This window comes from Mycobacterium sp. NPDC050441, assembly GCF_040655355.1.
Classification (GTDB): domain Bacteria; phylum Actinomycetota; class Actinomycetes; order Mycobacteriales; family Mycobacteriaceae; genus Mycobacterium.
On sequence record NZ_JBFAJS010000002.1, the window covers coordinates 89349 to 114173 of the forward strand.

The 24825-nt window shown below is 68.2% G+C and carries 22 protein-coding genes; 17 read left to right on the forward strand and 5 right to left on the reverse strand.

Annotation, left to right across the window (positions count from 1 at the left end; all coding sequences use genetic code 11):
• Nucleotides 1-13: 13 nt before the first annotated feature.
• Nucleotides 14-1120, forward strand: a complete 1107-nt coding sequence (locus AB0I14_RS05450; protein ID WP_358017078.1) for a HoxN/HupN/NixA family nickel/cobalt transporter — start codon at nt 14-16, stop codon at nt 1118-1120.
• Here AB0I14_RS05450 and mtr read toward each other — a convergent pair.
• On the reverse strand, nt 1117-2502 hold the full coding sequence (gene mtr, locus AB0I14_RS05455; RefSeq protein ID WP_358017081.1) for a mycothione reductase: 1386 nt from the start codon (nt 2500-2502) through the stop codon (nt 1117-1119). The two genes, AB0I14_RS05450 and mtr, sit on opposite strands and share 4 nt — an antisense overlap.
• Before the next feature lie 8 nt (nt 2503-2510).
• Nucleotides 2511-3548: an alpha/beta hydrolase gene (locus AB0I14_RS05460; RefSeq protein ID WP_358017084.1), complete on the reverse strand. Its 1038-nt coding sequence runs from the start codon at nt 3546-3548 to the stop codon at nt 2511-2513.
• Between the two features lie 262 nt (nt 3549-3810).
• Here AB0I14_RS05460 and mqo point away from each other — a divergent pair, with 262 nt between their 5' ends.
• Genes mqo through AB0I14_RS05505 form a run of 9 tightly spaced genes read left to right on the forward strand, consistent with a single transcriptional unit; the run spans nt 3811 to nt 14947 of the window.
• Complete coding sequence (mqo, locus tag AB0I14_RS05465) at nt 3811-5313, forward strand: malate dehydrogenase (quinone) (RefSeq protein ID WP_358017087.1); 1503 nt, start codon at nt 3811-3813, stop codon at nt 5311-5313.
• A 13-nt stretch (nt 5314-5326) separates the two neighbouring features.
• A complete protein-coding gene (locus AB0I14_RS05470; protein ID WP_358017090.1) occupies nt 5327-5800 on the forward strand; it encodes a GNAT family N-acetyltransferase in 474 nt (157 codons plus the stop codon).
• Nucleotides 5800-7674 (forward strand): magnesium chelatase subunit D family protein, encoded by a 1875-nt coding sequence (locus AB0I14_RS05475; protein WP_358017093.1) that lies wholly within the window; start codon nt 5800-5802, stop codon nt 7672-7674. Before AB0I14_RS05470 ends, AB0I14_RS05475 begins: the two co-directional genes overlap by 1 nt.
• Nucleotides 7675-7709: 35 nt before the next feature.
• Nucleotides 7710-8324, forward strand: a complete 615-nt coding sequence (gene cobO / locus AB0I14_RS05480; RefSeq protein WP_358017096.1) for a cob(I)yrinic acid a,c-diamide adenosyltransferase — start codon at nt 7710-7712, stop codon at nt 8322-8324.
• A 13-nt stretch (nt 8325-8337) separates the two neighbouring features.
• On the forward strand, nt 8338-9699 hold the full coding sequence (locus AB0I14_RS05485; protein ID WP_358017100.1) for a cobyrinate a,c-diamide synthase: 1362 nt from the start codon (nt 8338-8340) through the stop codon (nt 9697-9699).
• Complete coding sequence (gene cobA, locus AB0I14_RS05490; RefSeq protein ID WP_358017103.1) at nt 9696-10913, forward strand: uroporphyrinogen-III C-methyltransferase; 1218 nt, start codon at nt 9696-9698, stop codon at nt 10911-10913. Before AB0I14_RS05485 ends, cobA begins: the two co-directional genes overlap by 4 nt.
• A gap of 33 nt (nt 10914-10946) precedes the next feature.
• Nucleotides 10947-12467, forward strand: a complete 1521-nt coding sequence (locus AB0I14_RS05495) for an MFS transporter (RefSeq protein ID WP_358017107.1) — start codon at nt 10947-10949, stop codon at nt 12465-12467.
• Between the two features lie 32 nt (nt 12468-12499).
• Nucleotides 12500-13162 (forward strand): VOC family protein, encoded by a 663-nt coding sequence (locus tag AB0I14_RS05500; protein ID WP_358017110.1) that lies wholly within the window; start codon nt 12500-12502, stop codon nt 13160-13162.
• A 24-nt stretch (nt 13163-13186) separates the two neighbouring features.
• A complete protein-coding gene (locus tag AB0I14_RS05505) occupies nt 13187-14947 on the forward strand; it encodes a proline--tRNA ligase (protein WP_358017113.1) in 1761 nt (586 codons plus the stop codon).
• Nucleotides 14948-15019: 72 nt separating this feature from the next.
• Here the strand turns inward: AB0I14_RS05505 and AB0I14_RS05510 are convergent, their stop codons facing one another.
• The 3 genes from AB0I14_RS05510 to AB0I14_RS05520 form a co-directional block, all read right to left on the reverse strand.
• The gene (locus AB0I14_RS05510) at nt 15020-15640 is read right to left on the reverse strand and encodes an antibiotic biosynthesis monooxygenase (RefSeq protein WP_358017116.1); all 621 of its coding nucleotides are present in this window, start codon (nt 15638-15640) and stop codon (nt 15020-15022) included.
• Between the two features lie 146 nt (nt 15641-15786).
• Nucleotides 15787-16266 (reverse strand): ferritin-like domain-containing protein, encoded by a 480-nt coding sequence (locus tag AB0I14_RS05515; RefSeq protein WP_358017119.1) that lies wholly within the window; start codon nt 16264-16266, stop codon nt 15787-15789.
• On the reverse strand, nt 16263-16781 hold the full coding sequence (locus AB0I14_RS05520) for a hypothetical protein (protein WP_358017122.1): 519 nt from the start codon (nt 16779-16781) through the stop codon (nt 16263-16265). The genes AB0I14_RS05515 and AB0I14_RS05520 overlap by 4 nt, the downstream gene beginning before the upstream one ends.
• A gap of 207 nt (nt 16782-16988) precedes the next feature.
• Between AB0I14_RS05520 and rimP the strand changes: the two genes are divergently transcribed.
• The 7 genes from rimP to AB0I14_RS05555 all read left to right on the forward strand — a co-directional run bounded on the left by rimP (nt 16989) and on the right by AB0I14_RS05555 (nt 24824).
• A complete protein-coding gene (gene rimP, locus AB0I14_RS05525; RefSeq protein ID WP_358017124.1) occupies nt 16989-17534 on the forward strand; it encodes a ribosome maturation factor RimP in 546 nt (181 codons plus the stop codon).
• Nucleotides 17531-18559: a transcription termination factor NusA gene (gene nusA, locus AB0I14_RS05530; protein ID WP_358017127.1), complete on the forward strand. Its 1029-nt coding sequence runs from the start codon at nt 17531-17533 to the stop codon at nt 18557-18559. The genes rimP and nusA overlap by 4 nt, the downstream gene beginning before the upstream one ends.
• A gap of 168 nt (nt 18560-18727) precedes the next feature.
• Nucleotides 18728-19003, forward strand: a complete 276-nt coding sequence (locus AB0I14_RS05535) for a YlxR family protein (RefSeq protein WP_358017130.1) — start codon at nt 18728-18730, stop codon at nt 19001-19003.
• A 79-nt stretch (nt 19004-19082) separates the two neighbouring features.
• Nucleotides 19083-21929: a translation initiation factor IF-2 gene (gene infB, locus AB0I14_RS05540; RefSeq protein WP_358017133.1), complete on the forward strand. Its 2847-nt coding sequence runs from the start codon at nt 19083-19085 to the stop codon at nt 21927-21929.
• Between the two features lie 3 nt (nt 21930-21932).
• Nucleotides 21933-22436: a 30S ribosome-binding factor RbfA gene (rbfA, locus tag AB0I14_RS05545; protein ID WP_358017136.1), complete on the forward strand. Its 504-nt coding sequence runs from the start codon at nt 21933-21935 to the stop codon at nt 22434-22436.
• Nucleotides 22429-23433, forward strand: a complete 1005-nt coding sequence (locus tag AB0I14_RS05550) for a bifunctional oligoribonuclease/PAP phosphatase NrnA (RefSeq protein ID WP_358017139.1) — start codon at nt 22429-22431, stop codon at nt 23431-23433. Before rbfA ends, AB0I14_RS05550 begins: the two co-directional genes overlap by 8 nt.
• A gap of 56 nt (nt 23434-23489) precedes the next feature.
• Nucleotides 23490-24824, forward strand: coding sequence for an MATE family efflux transporter (locus AB0I14_RS05555; RefSeq protein ID WP_358017142.1), 1335 nt, complete (start codon nt 23490-23492; stop codon nt 24822-24824).
• The last annotated feature ends 1 nt before the right edge of the window (nt 24825 follow it).

The following is a 24825-nucleotide window of genomic DNA, read 5'->3' on the forward strand; positions in this document are numbered from 1 at the left end:
TTACGCTCGGGCGGTGACCATCGGTGCGGCGCCGGAGACCGGCAGATCAGCCCGAGGTGCAACCAGTTTCGACCGGACCGACTGGACGGCGATTGCCGCGCTCGGCGGGTTCGTCGTGCTGTTGCACGCCGTCGGATGGGGCGTACTCGTTTTCGGAGTGGCGCCGCAGCACATCAGTCTGGGGTCGGCCGGGGTGTTCGGCGTGGGTCTCGGCGTCACCGCGTATCTGCTCGGCGTGCGACATGCCTTCGACGCCGACCACATCGCCGTCATCGACAACACCACCCGCAAACTGGTCGGTGAGGGCACCCGGTCGGTTTCGGCCGGTTTCTGGTTCTCGCTGGGGCATTCCAGCGTGGTGTTCGGCCTTGCCCTGCTGCTGGCCGTGGGGGTACGGGCGCTCGTGGGGCCGGTGCAGGACGAGAACTCGGCGACGCTGCAGACCCTGGGGCTGATCGGCTCGCTGGTGGCCGGCACGTTCCTGATCTTGATCGGGTTGACGAATTTGTTTGCCGCAGTGGGCATCGCCAAGGTATTCCGCGCCATGCGCACCGGCGAGTTCGACGAGGCAGAGCTCGAGCGTCAGCTCGACAGCCGCGGTTTCCTGGCCCGACTGCTGGGCCGGGTCATGCGGCGGGTCAGCAAGCCCTGGCATCTGTACCCGGTGGGCTTCCTGATGGGGCTGGGGTTCGACACCGCCAGCCAGGTGGCGCTGCTGGTGCTGGCGGCCGGAACGGCAGCCTTCACCCTGCCCTGGTACGCCATGCTGGTTCTGCCCGTGTTGTTCGCGGCGGGGATGTGCCTCTTCGACAGCGCGGACGGCATCTTGATGGCGCGGGCCTACGGCTGGGCGTTTCTGCAACCCGTCCGCAAGGTGTACTACAACCTGACCGTCACCGTGCTGTCGGTGATCGTGGCACTGGGCGTCGGGGTGATCGTGCTGATCGGACTGCTGGTCGAGCGCCTCGGCATCACCACGGGCCCGCTGGCGGTCGTCGGGTCGGCCGACCTGGAATTCGTCGGCTTCGCGATCGTCGGACTTTTCGTGCTGAGCTGGCTTGTCGCCCTGGGAATCTGGCGATTCGGCCGGATCGAGCAGCGCTGGGCTGCCCGGGCCTAGTCGCTCAGACCCAGCAGTGCGTTCTCGATCACCTCGGACAACGCCGGGTGGATCCAGTACTGGCCCCGGGCGATCTCTTCGGCGGTCTGCCCGAAGCTCATCGCCTGGATCAGCGGCTGGATGAGCGAGGATGCCTGATATCCCATGATGTGGGCGCCCAGGATCTTGCCGGTGTCGCGGTCGCCGATCAGCTTGGCGATTCCGGTGGTGTCCTCCATCGCCCAGCCATACGCGGTGTCGCCGTAGGCCTGAACCTTGGTGACGAAGTCGTAGCCCTCGTCGCGGGCCTCCGCCTCCGTCAGGCCGACCATGGCGATCTGCGGTTCGGTGAACACCGCCGACGGCACGAACCGGTGATCGCTTGGCACCATCGCCTCGGTGTCGTCCCAGTCGCACAGCAGGTTCTCTTTCACCACCCGTGACTCATGATTGGCGACATGCTTGAGCTGGTACTCCGAGGACACGTCACCGAGCGCGAAAATGCCACGCGCCGTGGTGCGTTGGAATTCGTCGACGATCACCAGGCCGTCCTCGTCCACCTCCACCCCGGCGAGTTCTGCGTCGAGCAGATCGCCGTTGGGAATCCGCCCGGTGGCCACCAGCAGCACGTCGGCGTCCAGGGTCTTGCCGTCGTCGAGTTCGAGGACGATCTTGTCGCCGTCGTGATGGGCGCCGATCACGTTCTCGTGCGTACGCAGATCCCACTTCTCGGCGGCCAGTTCGCTGAACCGATGGCAGATCGTCTCGTCGCAATGGCTGAGAAGACAGTCACCACGCACCACGATGGTGACCCGTACGCCCAACGCAGAGAACACGTGCGCGAACTCGGCCGAGACGAATCCGCCGCCCACGATCACCAGGTGCTCGGGCAGTTCGGGGATCCGCATGATGTCGTCGCTCGTGTGGTAGGTGACGCCGCAATCCTCGATGGCCGGCGGGATGAAGGTGCGGGATCCAGCGGCGATCACCACCTGATCGCTGCTGAACTCGTCACCGGCTTCGGTGCGCAGGGTGTAGCGGCCATCGGCGGTCTTGGGGCCGAACCGGGTGTGGCTGGCGTACACCGTGATGTGGGGATCGTTGCGGCGGTAGTCCTCGCCGCCGGCGGCGATCGGATCGATGCGGCCGAACACCCGAGAGACGATGTCGGGCCAGCGCACCTTGTCGATGTGGGCGTCGATGCCGTACTTGGTGCCGGCCCGGATGGTGTCCGCCACGTCGGCGGCGTAGACGAACATCTTGGTCGGGATACAGCCGACATTCAGGCAGGTGCCGCCGAACGTGCCCTGCTCACAGATCGCGACCTTCTTACCGGCATAGCGCTCGTCGAGAATGCTGTTGCCCGAGCCGGTACCGATGATGGTCAGGTCGTAGTGATCCATGCGCCGTCCTATCCGGAAGATGTTGTGCTCGGCCGGGTTTGCAGATCGACGTAGTAGTCCAGCCACCGGTCGAGCTCGTGGTAGGCCGCCGCCCGGGCGTCGGCGACCGACAGGAAGACGTCGTGTTTGGCGTCGGTGATCGGGGAGATGGTCGTCTGGTTACCCACACAACCGGACCACCGGGCGATCTGACTGACATCGAGCACCGCGTCACCGCGCTGCATCGAGGCGGGGTCGGAGGTCTCGGTGACGCTGCGGTCGGACCGCAGGATCAGGTTTGGCACGCCGACGTCCAGGCCGCGGTGCAGCCGGGCCTGTCCGCGGCGGATGGCGTTGATCCATCCGAGCGTTACCGGGAAGCCACCCAACGGTTTCCAGTCCAGGTTGTAGTCGAAATCGCCGCCGTAATCACGGTGCAGGGTGGTGCCGTAACCGCCTTCGGTGGGTTTACGGATCACCGACAGCTTGCGCAGCCGGGCCAGGGCGATCAGGGCCGCCGAAGTGGGTGCGGTGCGCAGGATTGCCGGTCCGTGCAGATCGAAGAACGGGCTGTTGAGGATCAGCCCGCCGACGTGAAGCGGGGCGAGGCGGCGGCTGCGGCGCAGGCGATCGGCGAACAACGTCAGGATCAACCCGCCGGCCGAATGCCCGTACAGGCACACCGTGGCGTCGCCGGTGTCGGCGGCGATCACCTCCAGCGCCCGCTGCAGCTCGTTGTCGTACCGCGCCAGATCGGTGGTGAAATGCGCGGTCTGGCCGTCATGCCGGGAGCGCCCGCACTTGGGCAGATCCAGCGCATAGAACGCGAAGCCGCGCTCGGCGAATCGATCGGCCAGTTCGGTGTGGAAGAAGTAGTCGGTGTAGCCGTGCAGTGCCAGTACGGCGTGGCCGGGCCGTGCGGCCCCATGGGCTGTGGCACCCGGGCCCCGGCGTACCAGCGTGGCGACCAGGTCGCCTTCGCCGTCGGGATCGGGTCCTGCATCGATGGTCTGCTGCCAGAATCCCGGCAATACATCCGGCTCCCAGGCGGGCTCCCGTGACGTCACGGTTCCACCCTAGCTGCGCGCCGGAAACCGGCGCCGCAATGCAGTAGGGGAGTCCGTTGCCGGCCCGAGGACCTGCAGAGTTGCTGGACCGCGCCGCCAGATCCGGGGTGGCCGACGGCCATCGTCGGGCTGAGGGGGACTGATGGGTGACGGATCGCACTACCATGCCTGGCCAACGGCGATTCGTCGCGCGATAACCTTGGCATAACCAAAGGCCCGTCGACGGCGACGGGCCGCGCAATACGAAGGACGAGCGATCAGGGTGTCTGAGGCAAACGTGGGTACGACCGTGAAGACCGACGTCGTGCTGGTTGGGGCCGGCATCATGAGCGCTACCCTCGGCGCTCTGATCCGCCTGCTGGAGCCGGAGTGGTCCATCACCATGATCGAACGGCTCGACGGCGCCGCTGCCGAGAGCAGCGATCCGTGGAACAACGCAGGCACCGGCCACTCGGCGCTGTGTGAGCTGAATTACACCCCCGAGCTGTCCGATGGTTCCATCGACACCACCAAGGCCATCAACGTCAACGAGCAGTTCCAGGTGTCGCGGCAGTTCTGGGCCTACGCGGCCGAGAACGGCGTGCTGCCCGATGTGCGCGGCTTCCTCAACCCGATCCCACACGTCAGTTTCGTGCACGGCGCCGGCAACGTCGATTACCTCAAGCGCCGTCACAAGGCCCTGGTCGGCAATCCGCTGTTCGGCTCGATGGAATTCATCGACGACAAGGACGAATTCGCCCGCCGGCTGCCGTTCATGGCCGCCAAGCGTGATTTCTCCGATCCGGTCGGGCTGAACTGGTCGCAGCACGGCACCGACGTCGACTTCGGTGCGCTCTCGCGCCAGCTGATCGGTTTCACCGCGCAGCGCGGGATGGACACCCTGTTCGGCCACGAGGTGCGCAATCTGCACAAGGAGTCGGACGGCAGCTGGACGGTCAAGGTGACCAACCGTCGCACTGGCCTCAAGCGCAAGTTCAATTCCAAGTTCGTGTTCGTCGGCGCCGGTGGCGGTGCGCTCTCGTTGCTGCAGAAGTCGGGCATCCCGGAGGCCAAGGGCTTCGGCGGATTCCCGGTGGGCGGCGCGTTCCTGCGGACCAACAACCAGGCGCTGACCGCAGGCCATCAGGCCAAGGTGTACGGGCTGCCGCCGCTGGGTGCACCGCCGATGTCGGTGCCGCACCTGGACACCCGCGTGATCAACGGCAAGTCGTGGCTGTTGTTCGGTCCGTTCGCCGGCTGGACGCCGAAGTTCCTCAAGCAGGGCAAGTTCACCGACCTGCCGTTGTCGGTCAAACCCAACAACATCATGTCCATGCTCGGTGTCGGGCTCACCGAGATGGGTCTGGTCAACTATCTGGTCGGCCAGCTGCTGCTGAGTGAGGCCGCACGGGTCGACACCTTGCGCGAATTCGCCCCCAGCGCAGTCGATTCCGATTGGGAACTCGACATCGCCGGGCAGCGCGTGCAGGTGATCCGGCGCAAGGGCGCGGGCGGCGTGCTGGAGTTCGGCACCACCGTGCTCACGGCGGCCGACGGCAGCATCGCCGGGCTGCTGGGCGCCTCGCCGGGTGCGTCCACCGCGGTGCCGGCCATGCTCGACGTGCTCGAGCGCTGCTTCACCGATCGCTACCAGAGCTGGCTGCCCAAGCTCAAGGAGATGGTGCCGTCGCTGGGCACCAAGCTGTCCGACGAACCCGGCCTGTTCGAGGAAGTCTGGGCGTGGGGTAGTAAGGCGCTCCTACTGGACGCCCCTGTGACTGCGTGACCGGGGCGGGCGGATGACGGTCGCACTACGCCGCAGCTGGGCCAAAGACCTCGACGTACCAACGCTTTACGAGCTGCTCAAGCTCCGTGTCGAGGTGTTCGTGGTGGAGCAGGCGACTCCCTACCCGGAGCTCGACGGCCGAGATTTGCTCGCTGAGACCCGCCATTTCTGGCTGGAAAGCCCTGACGGAGAAGTCATTTCGACGTTGCGGTTGATGGAGGAGCATCCCGGCGGCGAGAAGGCGTTCCGGATCGGCCGGGTGTGCACCAAACGCAGCGCTCGGGGCAGCGGGCACACCACCCGGCTGATGCAGGCGGCACTGGCCGAGGTCGGCGACTACCCGTGTCACATCAATGCCCAGACCTACCTGGTCGATATGTACGGCCGGCACGGATTCGTCCGTGACGGCGACGAATTCCTTGATGACGGAATCCCGCATGTGCCGATGGCGCGGCCCGGGGCCCGCGGCGAGAGCGAGTCCTCCTGATGGCGGCGGAGACCCACACCTACCCCTTCAGCGCACTGGTGGGGCAGGACCGACTGCGCCTGGCCCTGCTGCTGTGCGCGGTTCACCCCGAGATCGGCGGCGTGCTGATCCGCGGTGAGAAGGGGACCGCGAAATCCACCGCGGTCCGAGGCCTGGCCGCGGTGCTGTCCGCGGTCGACGACGATGCCCGTCTCGTGGAACTGCCGATCGGCGCGACCGAGGACCGGGTGGTCGGATCGCTGGACCTGCAGAAGGTGCTTCGTGACGGCGAACACGCCTTCTCGCCGGGCCTGTTGGCCCGCGCCCACGGCGGCGTCCTCTACGTCGACGAAGTCAACCTGCTGCACGACCACCTGGTCGACGTGCTCCTCGATGCCGCGGCCATGGGTCGGGTTCATGTTGAGCGCGAAGGTATTTCGCACTCGCACGAGGCCCGATTCGTCCTGATCGGCACCATGAACCCCGAGGAAGGCGAGCTGCGCCCCCAGCTGCTGGACCGATTCGGGCTGACTGTGGACGTCGCCGCCTCGCGCGATGTCGACGTCCGCGTCGAGGTGATCCGCGCCCGGATGGCATTCGAAGCCGACCCGCGGGCTTTCGTCGACCGCCACGCGGCCGCCGACGCCGAGCTGGCCGACCAGATCGCCACGGCCCGCGCCGCGATCGGCTCTGTGGTCCTGCCCGACAGCGAATTACGCCGAATCGCCGCGCTGTGTGCGGCGTTCGACGTCGACGGAATGCGCGCCGACCTGGTGGTCGCGCGCACCTCCGTCGCCCATGCCGCCTGGCGTGGTGCGACGACGGTCGCCGAAGAGGACATCCGAGTGGCCGCCGAACTGGCCTTGCCGCACCGGCGTCGTCGTGACCCGTTCGACGATCCTGGCCTGGACCCCGAACGCCTCGAAGAGGCGATGCAGCAGGCGGGGGAGTCGGCCGCGCAAGCCGGACAGGATCCCGAGCCGCCAGACCCGGACTTCGAACCCGACTTCGACCCGCCCGGTGGCGGAGCGGATTCCGGCTCGGAAAGTGCCGCGCCACAGGGTAATTCGAAACAATCCTCGACGCGTCCGAGTGCCCCGCCGTCGTCGGTGTTCCGGACCAAGGCGCTGGTGGTGCCCGGGGTCGGTGAGGGCGCGCCCGGCCGCCGCTCGCGCGCGCGCAACCGCACCGGCACCCCCATCGCAGCCACCGCGGAGCCCGGCGTCGGGCACGGGCTGCACATGTTCGCCACCCTGCTCGCCACCGCGGGCCGCCAACAGGGTGCCGGCCTGCCGCGCCCCCGTCCCGAAGACATCCGGCGTGCGGTACGTGAAGGCCGCGAAGGCAATCTGGTGATCTTCGTCGTCGACGCCTCCGGGTCGATGGCCGCCCGCGACCGGATGTCGGCGGTCACCGGCGCGACGATGTCGCTGCTGCGTGATGCCTACCAGCGTCGGGACAAGGTTGCGGTGATCACGTTCCGCCAACAGGACGCGCGGGTATTGCTCCCGCCCACCACCTCGGTGCACATCGCCAGTCGCCGGCTGGCGCGGTTCGACACCGGAGGCAAGACCCCGCTGGCCCAGGGCCTGCTGGCGGCCCGCGACCTGGTGATCCGGGAGAAGGCCCGGGACCGCGCGAGGCGCAGCCTGGTGGTGGTGCTCACCGACGGTCGCGCCACCGGTGGCCCCGACCCGCTGGGTCGTACCAGGCAGGCCGCGGCCGCGTTGGTGGCCGAGGGCGCCGCCGCCGTGGTGGTCGATTGTGAAACATCGTTTGTGCGACTGGGATTGGCCGGGCAACTGGCCGAGCAGCTGGGGTCGCCGGCAGTCCGGCTTGAGCAGTTACGTGCGTCCGAACTGACCCGGCTCGTCCAGCACCAGACTGCCGCCTAGCGCGGCCCGAGACTCTGCGCAGGAAGGACCCGCCCATGCCACAGGGGCAGCCGCTGACAGTTCCCGACGACGGCCTCACAACCAAGGCGCGACGCAATGCACCGCTGCTCGCCGTGCACACCGGGCCGGGGAAGGGCAAGTCCACCGCTGCCTTCGGGATGGCGCTGCGGGCCTGGAACCAGGGCTTTTCGGTAGCGGTGTTCCAGTTCGTCAAGAGCGCGAAGTGGAAGGTAGGGGAGGAGGCCGTGTTCGGTCAGCTCGGTCGGCTGCATGACGAGCACGGGGCCGGCGGCCCGGTCGAGTGGCACAAGATGGGCTCGGGCTGGTCCTGGACCCGCAAGCACGGTGATGACGTCGACCATGCGGCGGCTGCGGCCGACGGCTGGGCCGAGATCAAACGTCGGCTGGCCGAGGAACGTCACGACTTCTATGTGCTCGACGAGTTCACCTATCCGCTCAAGTGGGGCTGGATCGATGTGCACGAGGTCGTCGAGGTTCTCCGCACGCGCCCGGGCACCCAGCACGTGGTGATCACCGGCCGCGATGCCCCGCAGGCCCTGATCGACGCCGCGGACCTGGTGACCGAGATGACCAAGATCAAGCATCCGATGGATGCTGGCCGCAAGGGCCAGAAGGGCATCGAGTGGTGAGGGCGGCGCACGGGTGACCACCCCCGCGGTGGTGATCGCTGCACCGGCCTCGGGCAGCGGGAAGACCACGGTGGCAACGGGTTTGGTCGGTGCTCTACGCCAGGCCGGTCACAAGGTAGCGCCGTTCAAGGTGGGCCCGGACTTCATCGACCCCGGCTACCACGCGCTGGCCGCCGGCCGCCCGGGCCGCAATCTGGACCCGGTGCTGGTCGGTGAGGATCTGATCGGTCCGCTGTACCGGCACGGTTGCGCCGATGCCGACATCGCGGTGGTCGAGGGTGTGATGGGCCTGTTCGACGGCCGCATCGAGGCGCAGATGACCGGTATCCCGCGAGGTTCGGCGGCCCAGGTGGCCGGGCTGCTGGGGGCCCCGGTGGTCCTGGTGGTCGACGCCCGCGGGCAGAGCCACAGCGTCGCGGCCCTGATCCACGGCTTCGTCACCTTCGACCCCGCGGTGCGGATCGCCGGGGTGATCCTCAACCGGGTGGGCTCGGACCGGCACGAGGCGGTGTTGCGCCAGGCTTGTGAGCATGCCGGGGTGCAGGTGCTCGGCGCGATTCCGCGGGATGACGAATTATCGGTCCCGTCACGACATCTCGGTCTCATCACCGCTGTCGAGCACGGCCGCCAGGCCCGTGACGCGGTGGCCGCGATGACCGCGCTGGTGGCCCGCCACGTGGATCTCGGGGCCCTGGCATCCGCAGCCACCGCCCACGTCACCGCCGAGCCGTGGAGCCCGATCGCAGAGTCGGTGACCAATGTCACGGTGGCCCTGGCCGCCGGTAAGGCGTTCAGCTTCAGCTACGCCGAGCACGCCGAACTGCTGCGCGGCGCCGGGGCACAGGTCGCCGAGTTCGACCCGCTGTCCGAGCCTCTGCCCGCCGGTGCGGACGCGCTGGTACTGCCCGGCGGATTCCCCGAACAGTTCACCGCCGAACTGTCGGCCAACGATCTTGTCCGCCAGCAGATCAGGGATCTGGCCGGCCGCGGCGCCCCGGTGCATGCCGAGTGCGCCGGCCTGACGTATCTGGTCGACGATCTCGACGGCGTGCCGATGTGCGGTGTGCTGGCCGGTTCGGCGCGGTTCACCCAACGCCTCACGCTGGGCTACCGCGACGCCGTCGCGGTCGTCGACTCCTGCCTGCACGCCACGGGCGATCGGGTCACCGGCCACGAATTCCACCGAACCGCAGTGGAATTCGTCGACGATCAGCCGCCGGCCTGGGCATTCGCCGGCGCCGGGCAGGCCGCCCGGCGTGACGGCGCCGTGCAGCGTGGGGTGCACGCCGGATATCTGCACACCCACCCTGCGGCACACCCGCACGCCATCACCCGCTTCGTGACCACAGCAGCAACCACTAAGCTCGGCGGGTGACCGAGAATGCCTACCTCGTCGGCCTGCGCCTGTCGGGCAAGAAGGTCGTCGTTGTCGGCGGCGGAACCGTCGCGCAACGCCGGCTGCCCCTGCTGATCGCGCACGGCGCCGACGTACACGTGATTGCCCGGGCGGCCAGCCCCGCAGTGGAGGCGCTGTCGCACGACGAACCTGGGATCACCCTGCAGCTGCGTGACTTCCGCACCGGGGATCTGGAGGGCGCCTGGTACGTGCTCGCCGCCACCGACGACTCCGAGGTCAATGCCGCCATCGCCGCCGAAGCCGACGAGCGGCGCATCTTCTGCGTTCGCGCCGATGTGGCTCGCGAAGGATCCGCGGTGACCCCGGCGACATTCGACTCCGACGGACTCTCGGTGGGCGTCCTCGCCGGCGGTGAACACCGCCGCTCGGCGGCCATCCGCACCGCGATCCACGAAGCGCTTCAGCGCGGCCTGCTCACCGCAGACGCCGGTACGGAGCCGGGGGAGGCGCCCTCAGGGGTGGCCCTCGTCGGCGGTGGTCCGGGCGACCCCGAGCTGATCACCGTGCGCGGACGACGCCTGCTGGCTCGCGCGGACGTCGTGGTCGCCGACCGGCTGGCTCCACAGGAGTTGCTGGCCGAACTCGGGCCCCATGTCGAGGTGATCGACGCGGCAAAGATCCCGTATGGGCGGGCGATGGCTCAGGACGCGATCAACCAGGTGCTGGTGGACCGGGCCCGTGCCGGAAAGTTCGTTGTCCGCCTCAAAGGCGGCGATCCGTTCGTCTTCGCACGCGGATATGAAGAGGTCCTGGCGTGCACCGAGGCCGGCATCCCGGTCACCGTTGTTCCGGGTGTGACAAGTGCCATATCCGTACCCGCACTGGCCGGGGTTCCGGTCACGCACCGCGGCATGACCCACGAGTTTGTGGTGGTCAGCGGCCATGTTGCGCCTGGCCACCCCGAATCGTTAGTCAATTGGGATGCGCTCGCGGCGATGACGGGCACGATCGTGCTGCTGATGGCCGTGGAACGCATCGAGCTGTTCACCAAGGCACTCCTGGATGGCGGCCGACCTGCAGATACGCCCGTTCTGGTGGTGCAGCACGGCACCACTGTCGCTCAGCGCACCTTGCGGGCCACGCTCGGCGACGCGCCCGAGCGGATCCGCGCGGACGGCATTCGACCTCCGGCGATCATCGTGATCGGACCCGTGGCGGCCTTCGCCGGTTAAAGGATTCTTAAGATTCCGGTAAGGTGACCCGTTATGACGGCACTCAACGACGCCGAGCGCCAGGGCCTCGCTGCCCGCCTCCCGTCCTGGTTCCCGTCCTGGGGCTTCCTGTCTGCGGTCATCGCGATCGGCGGTATGCAGCTGCTGGCCACCATGGACAGCACGGTCGCGATCGTCGCGCTGCCCAAGATCCAGGACGAGCTCGGCCTGTCCGACGCCGGACGTAGCTGGGTCATCACCGCCTACGTCCTCACCTTCGGCGGCTTGATGCTGCTCGGCGGACGGCTCGGCGACACCATCGGTCGCAAGCGCACCTTCATCGTCGGTGTCTCGTTGTTCATCATCGCCTCGATCCTGTGCGGCATCGCGTGGAACGAAGCGACCCTGGTGATCGCCCGGCTGCTGCAGGGTGTCGGTGCGGCGATCGCCTCGCCGACGGGGCTTGCGCTCGTCGCCACCACCTTCCCGAAGGGGCCGGCCCGCAACGCGGCCACCGCGGTGTTCGGCGCCATGACCGCCATCGGCTCGGTGATGGGTCTGGTGGTCGGCGGTGCCCTCACCGAGTTCTCCTGGCGGTTCGCGTTCCTGGTCAACGTCCCGATCGGCCTGGTGATGCTCTACCTGGCCCGCACCGCACTGCGTGAGACCAACCGCGAGCGGATGAAGCTCGACGCCGCCGGCGCTCTGCTGGCCACCCTGGCCTGCACCGCCGCGGTGTTCGCCTTCACCCAGGGGCCGGAGCGCGGCTGGCTGTCCCCGGTGACGCTGGGCTCCGGCGCGGTCGCCGCGGTCTGCGGCATCGCCTTCCTCATCGCCGAACGCACTGCTGAGAACCCGGTGGTGCCGTTCGACCTGTTCCACGAGCGCAACCGGGTGGCCACCTTCGTGGCGGTCTTCCTCGCCGGCGGCGTGCTGTTTACCTTGACCGTGCTGATCGGCCTCTACGTGCAGGACATCCTGGGTTACAGCGCCCTGCATGCCGGTATCGGCTTCATCCCCTTCGTGATCGGTATGGGCATCGGTCTCGGAGCCTCGTCGCAGATCGTGCGGTTCTTCCAGCCGCGCGTCGTGGTGATCGCGGGTGGTGTCCTGGTTCTCGGGGCGATGCTGTACGGCTCGACGCTGCACGCCGGCATCCCGTACTTCCCGAACCTGGTGCTTCCGATCACCGTCGGCGGCATCGGCATCGGCATGATCGTGGTGCCGCTGACGCTCTCGGCGATTGCCGGCGTCGGTTTCGACCGCATCGGCCCGGCCTCGGCGATCGCGCTGATGCTGCAGAGCCTGGGCGGCCCGCTGGTGCTGGCCATCATCCAGGCCGTCATCACCTCGCGCACCCTTTATCTGGGCGGCATCACCGGCCCGGTCAAGGACATGAACGGTCCGCAGCTGGCGGCGCTCGACGCGGGCTACACCTACGGGTTGTTGTGGGTGGCCGCGGTCGCTGTGCTGGTCGGTATCGCCGCGTTGTTCATCGGCTACACCTCCGAGCAGGTGGCCCACGCCCAAGACGTCAAGGAAGCCATCGACGCCGGGGAGATCGAGGTCGACTGACCTCGTCCTCGCCTCGCGTTAGGCTGACGCCGATGAACCGCCGGGAGATCTCCGAGGCCGTCGGCCCGCTGGGCTGGCGCCTGGTACTGGGCGCCGTCTACGGCGAGGTGCTGGTGCCTTCGATGGCCGATGCGGCTTCAGCGGCCTCCCACGCGGTGCGCGCGGCCGGAGCTGATGCGGCGCGACATCTTTCGATCGACATCCGGTCCGACCGGGCCGTGCTCCGGCTGCAATCACGGGATGCCGGTGGGGTGACCGAGCGGGACCTGGAACTGGCTCGCGAGGTGTCCGGGGCGCTGGCGGCCCATGGTTTCGAGCTGACGTCCGGGATCGTGTCGATCCAGGCGTTGGAGATCGCCATCGACGCGCTGGACATCCCTGCGGTTCGCCCGTTCTGGAAGGCCGTCACGGGCTACATCGACGAGCCTGGTCTGTCCGGCGTCAACGGCGGACTTGTCGACCCGTTCGGCCGTGGCCCGGCGATCTGGTTTCAGCAGATGGATTCCCCACGGCCCCAACGCAATCGGATACATCTCGACATCGACGTCACCCACGAGGCGGCGCGGGCCCGGGTCGATGCGGCCCTGGCGGCCGGCGGCCGTCTGCTCAGTGACCGCCGGGCCCCGGCCTTCTGGGTACTGGCCGACGCGGAGGGCAACGAGGCCTGCATCTGTACCTGGCAGGGCCGCGACTGAGGACACGCCTTAGGGTTGTCGCCTGTGATCACCCGTATGTCCGAGCTGTTCCTGCGAACCCTGCGTGACGACCCCGCTGATGCCGAGGTACCCAGCCACAAGCTGCTGATCCGGGCCGGCTATGTCCGTCCGGTCGGCCCCGGTATCTACAGCTGGCTGCCGCTGGGCCTGCGGGTGCTGCGCCGGATCGAGAACATCGTGCGGGAAGAGATGAACGCGATCGGGGGTCAGGAGATCCTGCTGCCCGCGCTGTTGCCGCGTGGAGCGTACGAGACCACCAACCGGTGGACCGAATACGGCGACACCCTGTTCCGGCTGCAGGACCGGCGCGGCAATGACTATCTGCTCGGGCCGACGCACGAAGAGATCTTCACGCTGACGGTCAAGGGGGAGTACTCCTCCTACAAGGACTTCCCGGTGATCCTGTACCAGGTCCAGATCAAGTACCGCGACGAGGCGCGCCCCCGCGCAGGCATTCTGCGTGGCCGCGAGTTCGTGATGAAGGACTCATATTCCTTCGACGTGGACGACGACGGCCTCAAGAACGCCTACCACGCCCATCGCGAGGCGTACCAGAAGATCTTCGGACGCCTGGGTGTGCGCTACGTGATCGTGTCCGCGGTCTCGGGTGCGATGGGCGGCAGCGCCTCGGAGGAGTTCCTGGCCGAGAGCGAGGTCGGTGAGGACACCTTCGTGCGCTGCCTGGACTCCGGGTACGCCGCCAACGTCGAAGCGGTGATCACCCGGGCACCGGCTCCGCTGCCGATCGAGGGGCAGCCCGCCGCTGCGGTCCACGACACCCCGGACACCCCGACCATCGCGACCCTGGTCGACTGGGCCAATTCGGCTGATCTGGAACAGTTCTCGGGCCGTGAGGTCACCGCAGCCGACACCCTGAAGAACGTTCTGCTCAAGACCCGCGAGCCCGGCGGCGAGTGGGAGCTGCTGGCAGTCGGCGTGCCCGGTGACCGTGAGGTCGACGAGAAGCGCCTGGGCGCTGCGCTGGAGCCGGCCGAGTTCGCTCTGCTCGATGAAGCCGACTTCGCCAAGAACCCGTTCCTGGTCAAGGGCTACGTCGGACCGAAGGCCTTGCTGGACAACGAGGTTCGCTACCTCGTCGATCCGCGCGTGGTGGACGGCACGGCGTGGATCACCGGAGCCGACGCTCCCAACAAGCACGTGGTCGGCCTGGTCGCCGGCCGCGACTTCACCGCCGACGGCACGATCGAGGCTGCCGAGGTCCGCGACGGTGACCCGTCTCCGGACGGCGCCGGCGTCCTGACCTCGGCGCGGGGTATCGAGATCGGCCACATCTTCCAGTTGGGCCGCAAGTACGCCGATGCCTTCACCGCCGACGTGCTCGGCGAGGACGGCAAGCCGGTGCGGCTCACGATGGGTTCCTACGGCATCGGGGTGTCCCGCATGGTCGCGGTGATCGCCGAGCAGCAGCACGACGAGCTCGGGCTGCGCTGGCCGGCGGCCGTCGCACCGTTCGACGTGCACGTCGTGGTGGCGAACAAGGATGACGCCGCGCGGACCGGGGCGACCGAACTCGTCGCGGCGCTCGACCGCCTCGGGCACGAGGTGCTGTTCGACGACCGCAAGGCCTCACCCGGAGTGAAGTTCAAGGACGCCGAGCTGCTGGGCATGCCGTGGATCGTGGTGGTCGGCCGTGGCTTCTCCGAGGGTGTGGTGGAGCTGCGCAACCGGTTCACCGGCGAGAACCGCGAGATCGCCGTCGACGATGCGGCCGCCGAGATCTCGGCGGCACTCACCGCAGGCTGAGCGCTGCCGGCTCGGATGCATTGATCGGTGGCGGTGCGCTGACAACGAGTCAGCGCACCGGAACGCTTGGGCTCACGCCAACTCGGGCACCCGCAGGTGGGCGAGGGCCAACTCGAACTCGCATTCGTTCAGTTCTTCGGCGCCGACTTCGCGCATCGACGAAGTCTTCAGCGCTCCAGCCTGCTCCTTGCTCCGTTCCATCGCTTCGCGGCTGTCGAACGACGCCGACGACACACCCCGCCCGGATGCGCGGTCGATCATCAGGCTGGCGCTGCAGAACCCGTCGAGGTCGTCCATCGCCGGCAGCACGGACGCCTTGTAGTGCTCGATGCCTCCGTCAATCTGGCCCGGCTCCAGCTTTGCCCATGTCGCCCGGACACACGCACCCTCGTGGGTGCGATGGTCGCGGTGCAGGACGGCGATCTCCCACTCTTCGACGGTTGCGGTGCCCCCGAATGCTTCCACCGCCTGCGCTCGCAGCGGTGCTGCCCGCTCGGCGCTCGCATGCATTGCCTCTTCGGTCTCCCATGCGGTGGTGGCAATGCACCGACCGGATTCGCGATCGACCAACAACGAGATACCGATGCAGCCGTCCATCTCCTGCATCGCGGGCATGACCTCGTCGCGAACATGCGCAATACCGGCGTCGATCGCCTCGGGTTGCGCCTGGACAGTGGTAGAGCGTGCGTACACGATCCACCCCCTTTGTTCGGGGCAGCGCCCCGGTGGCGCCGCCGGTCCGACCTCTACCTTTCACTCGGCGAGAGGACGTTGCAATGGGCAGCACGGGACCAATTACCGGGTGCAATCAACAGGGATCCGGAGATCGCGTGTGCGGGCTATTCACCGCCGCCGGGGAAAGCGACCGTCACCGGCCAGGCGTCGACGATCGCGCGCCACCTGGCCGCGGTGACGGCAGTCTGGGTCAGCGCGGTCACGGCGAAGGTGCGGTCGTCGGCGCTGGTCGCCTGTTCGAGAAGCGCACGCCAGGCCACCGAGGTGTCTTCCTCCATGCGAATCGCGAGGTTGGCGGCGTCGCTCGGATCGGTCACCGGCGCGGGCAACTGATATCCGGCGGCGGGCAGCGGCGGGGTGACCGAGCGTGCCTCGAGCATGGCCATGGCGGCCTCGCGCCGGGCCCGGTGCTCGGCCATCGCCGTGGCCACCAGGGCGTTGTCCTCGGCCGTCGAATGGGCCGATACCAGCCCGTAGCCGTAGATGGCCCCGTGTTCGACGGCCACCGCGTCGAACAGTGCGGCATCGGCGGCCGTGGTCGGCCGGGCGGGCGAGGTGGTCGAACGTGGTCCCGGTGAGGTCACTGTGCACCTCCCAGCGCGACGGTGTAGCCGGCCGTGCACGAGGCGGCGATCGATCCGAGCAGGCCGGCGCGATAACCGGACAGCCGGCGGGCCAGGCCGGCGGCCCGGTCGGCGGACTCCTTGAGCGCGTTGACCACGTCGTCGACACTGGGCGCCGACGTATTTGTCCCGGCGCCCGGGGCGGCCTTGGCCGTGCTCTTGGTGGAGGTGGCGGCGTTCGCTGGGGCGGTTCCCGTCATCCGGGTCAACTCGTCGGACAGGGCTTTGGCGTGGGCGGTGCGATCGGTCGTCACCGCGTTCAGTGCCCGGGTGACCGGCGCCTGCGGAGGCTGGGCGGCCGCCGCGTCGGCGGCCAGCGCACTGTCGGCGCGGGCCCGATCCCACTGCGCGGTCAGGTCGTCCACGTCGGGTTGAGACGTCGTCGTACTGCAGGCGGCGGTGGCGCCCAGCAGGGCAAGGGCCGCGGCCGAGAGCAGTACGCGCCGCCGGCTGATGTCTGCATGGGCGCTCGGCACGTGAACATCCTGCCATTGCTCAGGTGCTCGCCTGACGCGGCGCTGACTGGCTACCCGGCGCCGCTGCGACGATATTCGCCACGCACCGGACTTCGATTGGCGGTTGCTGCCGGGGGCCTGGCGTATCGTAGATAGGCAATTCCGGGGCTGATCCAGGTGGCTGGCCCTGGATTTGTGTCGGAGACAATTCAAGATGAGGAGCTCGCCGTGGCACCGGATCCAAAGTTGCGGTCTGCGGATTTGCCGTCGCAGACGCAGGTGATCGAGCTACTTGACGGCGAGTTCGCGCGCGCCGGATACGAAATCGACGACGTCGTCATCGACGCATCGACTCGTCCGCCCCGCATCACCGTGATCGCCGATGGCGACGAGGGTCTCGATCTCGATTCCCTGGCAGCGCTGTCGCGGACGGCTTCTGAGTTGCTCGACGGGCTTACGCAGGGCGACACGCCGTATGTGCTCGACGTCACCTCACCGGGTGTGGACCGGCCGCTGACCAAGGCCAAGCATTTCCGCCGCGCTCGCGGGCGCAAGGCAGAGGTCACGCTGACCGACGGTTCGGTGTTCACCGGCCGAGTCGGGGAAACCGACGGCGCCGTACTGAAAGTCGTGGTGCCGGAAGGGCGCGAGCTGGCCATCCGTGAGATCGCTCTTGTTGATATCGCCAAAGCTGTTGTCCAAGTGGAGTTTTCACCTCCGAACCGACGTGAATTGGAACTGTCGGGAGAAACTGGGAAGGGGGCCGGCGAATGAACATCGACATGGCGGCGCTGCATGCCATCGAGGCCGACAAGGGCATCACCGTCGACGTGGTCGTCGAGACCATCAAATCGGCGCTGCTCACCGCGTATCGCCATACCGAGGGGCATGAGCCCGACGCGCACATCGACATCGACCGTAAAACCGGTGTGGTCAAGGTGATCGCCCGTCAGACCGATGCCGACGGCAATGTCCTGCACGAATGGGATGACACGCCCGAGGGGTTCGGCCGGATCGCGGCGACGACGGCGCGTCAGGTGATCTTGCAGCGGTTGCGCGACGCGGAGAACGAGAAGACCTACGGGGAGTTCGCGGCTCACGAGGGCGACATCGTGGCCGGGGTCATCCAGCGCGATGCGCGGGCCAACGCTCGCGGTCTTGTCGTCGTACGGATCGGCAGCGAGACCAAGGGATCTGAAGGGGTCATCCCCAGCGCCGAGCAGGTGCCGGGGGAGCGCTACGAGCATGGCGACCGGCTGCGTTGCTACGTCGTCGGCGTCACCCGGGGCGCCCGCGAGCCGTTGATCACGCTGTCACGCACCCACCCGAACCTCGTCCGCAAGCTGTTCTCGTTGGAGGTGCCCGAGATCGCCGACGCGTCGGTGGAGATCGTGGCGGTCGCCCGGGAGGCCGGGCACCGGTCCAAGATCGCGGTCGCCTCGCGGGTTCCCGGGCTGAACGCCAAGGGCGCGTGTATCGGCCCTATGGGCCAGCGCGTGCGCAACGTGATGAGCGAACTGTCGGGCGAGAAGATCGACATCATCGACTACGACGAGGACCCTGCCCGGTTCGTCGCCAACGCACTTTCGCCGGCCAAGGTCGTGTCGGTATCGGTGATCGACGAGGCCGCGCGTGCGGCCCGGGTGATCGTGCCGGACTTCCAGCTTTCCCTGGCGATCGGCAAAGAAGGACAAAATGCCAGGTTGGCGGCTCGGCTGACCGGTTGGCGGATCGATATCCGCAGCGATGCGGCGCCGCAGCCGGAGCACGATGTCCGGCCCGGGGCGGTGCACGACTGACAGTAGTGACCGGCGTTTCGGAGCACGGGCCTCGGGGCGGTAGACTCAGCCGTGATCCAGCGCGAGACTCCGGCTCTGACGCATCGAAGCACCTCCGACACCTCTGTCGGACCAGTGCGGACCTGCGTCGGATGCCGGAAGCGAGAGTTGGCCGCCGAGTTGCTCCGAGTGGTTGCGGTAACCGACGGGAACGGGACGAGTTCCGTAACCGTTGACCCCGCGGCCAGCCTGCCTGGGCGTGGTGCGTGGTTGCACCCCGACCAGCAGTGCGCACAGATGGCAGTGAAGCGGCGAGCCTTCGTTCGAGCGTTGCGACTCACCGGTTCACCGGATACATCCGCGGTGATCGAGTACGTCGAGAGTTTCTGTGAAGATCACCGAACTCTTGAAGCACTCGGACACCCGGCAACAGAACAGGTAGCGAAGAACATGAGCACACCGTGAAGTCCCGATGACCATGCGTCATAGCTAAACCCGAGGCGCGGCGCCTACCACCGCTGTTGCCTCCAGACGAGGAGATGTAGTGGCAGCAGGTAAGGCCCGTGTGCACGAGTTGGCGAAGGAACTCGGTGTCACCAGCAAGGATCTACTGGCCAAGCTCAAGGAGCAAGGCGAGTTCGTGAAGTCGGCGTCCTCCACTGTGGAGGCGCCGGTCGCGCGTCGGTTGCGCGAATCGTTCGGCAGCAAGGCTGCCGGCGGTAAGAAGCCCGAAGACAAGCCCCGCCCGCAGGGCAACGCTGCAGCGCCCGCGGCACCCAAGCCCGGCGCTCCGGCTCCCAGCCCCGCGCAGGCGGCCAAGCCGGCACCGGCCAAGCCCGCCGCCCCCGCGGCTCCGGTGGTCGAACCGCAGGCTCCGGCAGCCGAGGCGGCCCCGGTTGCCCCGGCCCGTCCGGCCGCACCCAAGCCGGTTGCACCGCAGCCTCCGGCAGAGCCCAGTGCACCGGCTGCCGCTGCGCCCAGCGCCCCGGCAGCGCCCGCTCCGGGCGCCACGCCCGGTCCGCGGCCTACCCCCGGTGCCACGCCCGGCCCGCGTCCGGGTCCGGCATCGGGCGCCCCGAAGCCGGCTCCGCGTGCCCCGCGGGTCGGCAACAACCCCTTCTCTTCGCAGCAGCCGGTCGAGCGGCCCATCCCGCGGCCGCAGCCGCGGCCCGGTGCCCCGCGTCCCGGCGGCGGCCCGCGTCCGTCGCCCGGCAACATGCCGCCGCGTCCGGCCGGCGCCAGTGCCCCCGGTCGGGGTGGCCCACGCCCCGGTCCGCGTCCCGGTGGTGGCCCCCGTCCCGGCGGTGCCGGTCAGGGTGCTCGTCCCGGTGGCGGCGGCGGTGGTAACTACCGCGGCGGTGGTGCCGGCGGTGCCGGTGGCGCCGGCGGCGGCGCACCCGCAGGTGGCGGCGGTGGTTTCCGCGGCCGTCCCGGTGGCGGCGGCGGTGGCGGCCGTCCCGGTCAGCGCGGTGGCGCGGCCGGTGCTTTCGGTCGTCCCGGCGGTGCACCCAAGCGCGGCCGTAAGTCGAAGCGGGCGAAACGCGCCGAATACGAGAACATGCAGGCGCCTGTCGTCGGTGGTGTGCGGTTGCCCAAGGGCAACGGCGAGACCATCCGGCTGGCCCGCGGCGCATCGCTGAGCGACTTCGCCGAGAAGATCGACGCCAACCCGGCCGCACTGGTCCAGGCGCTGTTCAACCTCGGTGAGATGGTCACGGCAACCCAGTCGGTCGGTGACGACACCCTGGAGCTGCTCGGTAGTGAGATGAACTTCAAGGTGCAGGTCGTCTCGCCCGAGGACGAGGACCGCGAACTGCTGCAGTCCTTCGACCTCACCTACGGCGAGGACGAGGGCGGCGAGGACGACCTGGAGTTCCGTCCGCCGGTGGTCACCGTCATGGGTCACGTCGACCACGGCAAGACCCGACTGCTGGACACCATCCGCAACGCCACCGTCCGCGAGGGCGAGGCCGGCGGCATCACCCAGCACATCGGCGCCTACCAGGTCGAGGTCGATCTGGACGGCAACGTCCGGCCGATCACGTTCATCGACACCCCGGGCCACGAGGCGTTCACCGCCATGCGTGCCCGCGGTGCGAAGGCCACCGATATCGCGATCCTGGTGGTCGCCGCCGACGACGGCGTCATGCCGCAGACGGTGGAGGCCATCAACCACGCGCAGGCCGCTGATGTGCCGATCGTGGTGGCGGTCAACAAGATCGACAAGGAAGGCGCCGATCCGGCCAAGATCCGGGCGCAGCTCACCGAGTACAACCTGGTGGCCGAGGAATACGGCGGCGACACCATGTTCGTCGACATCTCGGCCAAGCAGGGCACCAACATCGAGGCGCTGCTGGAAGCGGTCGTGCTGACCGCCGACGCATCCCTCGATCTGCGGGCCAACCCCGACATGGAGGCCCAGGGTGTGGCGATCGAGGCGCACCTGGACCGCGGTCGCGGTCCGGTCGCCACGGTGCTCATTCAGCGCGGCACCCTGCGTGTCGGCGACTCGGTGGTGGCCGGCGATGCCTATGGTCGCGTCCGCCGCATGGTCGACGAGCACGGCGACGATGTCGAAGAGGCGCTGCCCTCGCGTCCGGTCCAGGTCATCGGCTTCACGTCGGTGCCCGGTGCCGGTGACAACTTCCTGGTTGTCGACGAGGACCGCATCGCCCGCCAGATCGCCGACCGGCGCAGTGCGCGAAAGCGCAACGCGCTGGCCGCACGCAGCCGCAAGCGGATCAGCCTGGAAGACCTGGATTCGGCACTGAAGGAAACCAGCCAGCTGAACCTGATCCTCAAGGGCGACAACGCCGGTACGGTCGAAGCCCTCGAGGAAGCCTTGATGGGCATCGAGATCGACGACGAAGTGGAGCTGCGGGTCATCGACCGCGGTGTCGGTGGCGTCACCGAGACCAACGTCAACCTGGCGTCGGCTTCGGACGCGATCATCATCGGGTTCAACGTCCGTGCCGAGGGCAAGGCGACCGAACTGGCCAACCGCGAGGGTGTGGAGATCCGCTACTACTCGGTGATCTACCAGGCCATCGACGAGATCGAGAAGGCCCTCAAGGGCATGCTCAAGCCGGTCTACGAGGAGAAGGAGCTCGGCCGCGCCGAGATCCGGGCGATCTTCCGGTCGTCCAAGGTCGGCAACATCGCAGGCTGCCTGGTCACCTCGGGCATCATGCGTCGCAACGCCAAGGCCCGGCTGCTGCGTGACAACCTGGTTGTCGCGCAGAACCTCACGGTGTCCTCGCTCAAGCGGGAGAAGGATGATGCCACCGAGGTCCGCGAAGGTTATGAGTGTGGTCTGACTCTGACCTACAACGACATCAAGGAAGGCGACGTCATCGAGACGTACGAACTCGTCGAGAAGGTGCGTACATAAGCGATGGCTGATCCCGCACGGGCCAAGCGGCTCGCCAAACGGATCTCCACCATCGTCGCCTCGGCGATCGAGTATGAGATCAAGGATCCCCGCCTGTCGGGGGTCACCATCACCGATGCGAAGGTGTCGGGCGATCTGCACGACGCCACGCTGTACTACACGGTGCTGGGGTCCTCACTCGACGAGGAACCGGACTATGCCGGTGCGGCGGCGGCGCTGGAGAAGGCCAAGGGCGTATTGCGGACCAAGGTGGGCGCCGGGACCGGGGTGCGATTCACCCCGACCCTGGCGTTCGTCCGCGACACCGTGCCCGACGCGGCGCACCGGATGGAGGAGCTGCTGGCTCGGGCGCGGGCCGCAGACGAGGATCTGGCGAGAGTTCGGCAGGGCGCCAAGCATGCCGGTGATGAGGACCCGTACCGTGTGAGCGGGGCGGAAGACATGGACGGGCTTGCCGACGGGGCAGACACAGAGGATGCCGGTGACCGCGATCGAACGGATGACTGACAGTGCTCATTCGGGGGCTCCCAACGGGTGCCCTTCCGGTCAGCGTGTCGACGCGCGTGCGGCAGCCGACCTCCTTTCCGACGCGGCGAGCATCAGCGTGGTGTGCCATGTCTATCCCGACGCCGACACCATCGGCGCCGGGCTGGCCCTCGCGCAGGTGCTCGACGACGCGGGCAAGCAGGTCGAGGTAGCCTTCGCGGCTCCCGATCAGCTGCCCGAATCCCTGCAGACCCTGCCGGGCGGGCACCTGATGGTCGCGCCGAATGCCATCCGGGATGACGCTGATCTGGTTGTCACGGTGGACATTCCGAGCGTCAATCGCCTGGGTGCGCTGGCGGGACTGGCCGATGCCGGCCGCGAGGTTCTGGTCATCGACCACCATGCGTCCAATCAGCTGTTCGGTACCGCCAACTACGTCGACCCGACGGCGGATTCCACCACGATGCTGGTGGCCGAACTGCTCGACGCCTGGGACAAGCCCATCGACAAACGCGTCGCGCACTGCCTGTACGCCGGGCTGACCACCGACACCGGCTCCTTCCGCTGGGCGACCGCGCGGGCACACCGGTTGGCGGCCCGGTTGGTCGAACTCGGGGTGGACAACGCCTCGATCAGCCGCGCGCTGCTCGACACCCACCCGTTTGCTTGGTTGCCGATGCTGTCACGGGTGCTGGCCTCGGCCCGGCTTCTGCCGGGTGCGGTCGGTGGCCGCGGACTCGTGTATGCCGTTGTGTCGCATGATGAGTGGTCAAGCGCCCGGCCTGAGGAAGTGGAGAGCATCGTCGACATCGTGCGCACCACCCAACAGGCAGAGGTCGCCGCGGTGTTCAAAGAGATTGAGCCGCAACACTGGTCGGTGTCGATGCGGGCAAAGTCGCTGAACCTGGCCACGGTAGCCAGCGCGTTCGGGGGCGGTGGCCACCCGCACGCGGCCGGATACTCGGCAGCCGGGCCGGCCGACGACGTCGTGCAGGCACTTGCTGACGCTCTTGCCTGACTGCGCCAGGGGCATCTTGCCTGACTGCGCACGGAGCGCCTCTCCCGGGCGGTCACATGGTTGAACCCGAAGGTGATGTTCCCGTCACGCCGGCCACCACCCGCCGGATTGCCGCCCTGGCGTTTCCGGCACTGGGCGTGTTGGCCGCCGAGCCCATCTACCTACTGTTCGACATCGCGATCGTCGGGCGGTTGGGCGCACTCAGCCTGGCCGGGCTGGCCATCGGCGGCCTGATCCTGGGCCTGGTCAACTCGCAGGGGACGTTCCTGTCCTACGGCACCACCGCGCGTTCGGCCCGCATGTTCGGGGCAGGTGACCGGCAGTCCGCGGTCGGAGAGGGCGTGCAGGCCACCTGGCTGGCATTGGGTCTGGGGCTGCTGATCATCGCGGTGGTACAGGCCGCCGCGGAACCGCTGCTGTCGGTGATCGCCGGGCGCTCCGACATCGCGGACGCCGCGCTGCCCTGGCTTCGCATCGCGATCCTGGCCGCCCCGGCGATCCTGGTATCGCTGGCCGGCAACGGCTGGATGCGCGGGGTGCAGGACACCGTCCGGCCGCTGCGCTACGTGGTGTTCGGGTTCGCCGTGTCAGCGGTGCTCTGCCCGCTGCTGGTGTACGGCTGGCTGGGCCTGCCGCGATGGGAATTGGCCGGCTCGGCCGTGGCGAACCTGGTGGGGCAGTGGGTGGCGGCATTGCTGTTTCTGCGGGCCCTGCTGATCGAGAAGGTTGCGCTTCAGGTCCAGCCCGCGGTGCTGCGGGCCCAGTTGGCCATGGGTCGCGATCTGCTGCTGCGATCGTTTGCGTTCCAAGCCTGCTTCCTGTCCGCAGGGGCGGTGGCAGCGCGATTCGGCGCGGCTGCCGTAGCGGCTCATCAGGTTGTTCTGCAGGTGTGGAGTTTCCTTGCGCTGGTGTTGGATTCACTCGCAATCGCCGCACAGTCACTCGTCGGTGCGGCGCTGGGCGCCGGGCAACTCGCGCATGCCAAGAGCGTGGCCTGGCGGGTGACGCTGTTTTCCACGATGGCCGGGGTGGTGCTGGCACTGGTGTTCGCCGTCGGTTCCTCGGTGCTGCCGCCGGTGTTCACCGATGATCAATCGGTGCTCGCGGCGATCACGGTGCCATGGTGGTTCCTCGTGGCCCAATTGCCCGTGGCGGGAATCGTCTTCGCCCTCGACGGTGTGCTGCTGGGTGCGGGCGACGCCAAGTTCATGCGCAACGCCACCCTCACCAGCGCGCTGGTCGGCTTCCTGCCGCTGATCTGGTTGTCGCTCATCTACGGCTGGGGTCTGTTCGGCATCTGGACGGGGCTGAGCGCGTTCATGGTGCTGAGGCTGGTCTTCGTCGGCTGGCGGGCGTTCTCGGGTCGTTGGCTGGTGCCGGGAACCGCCTAGT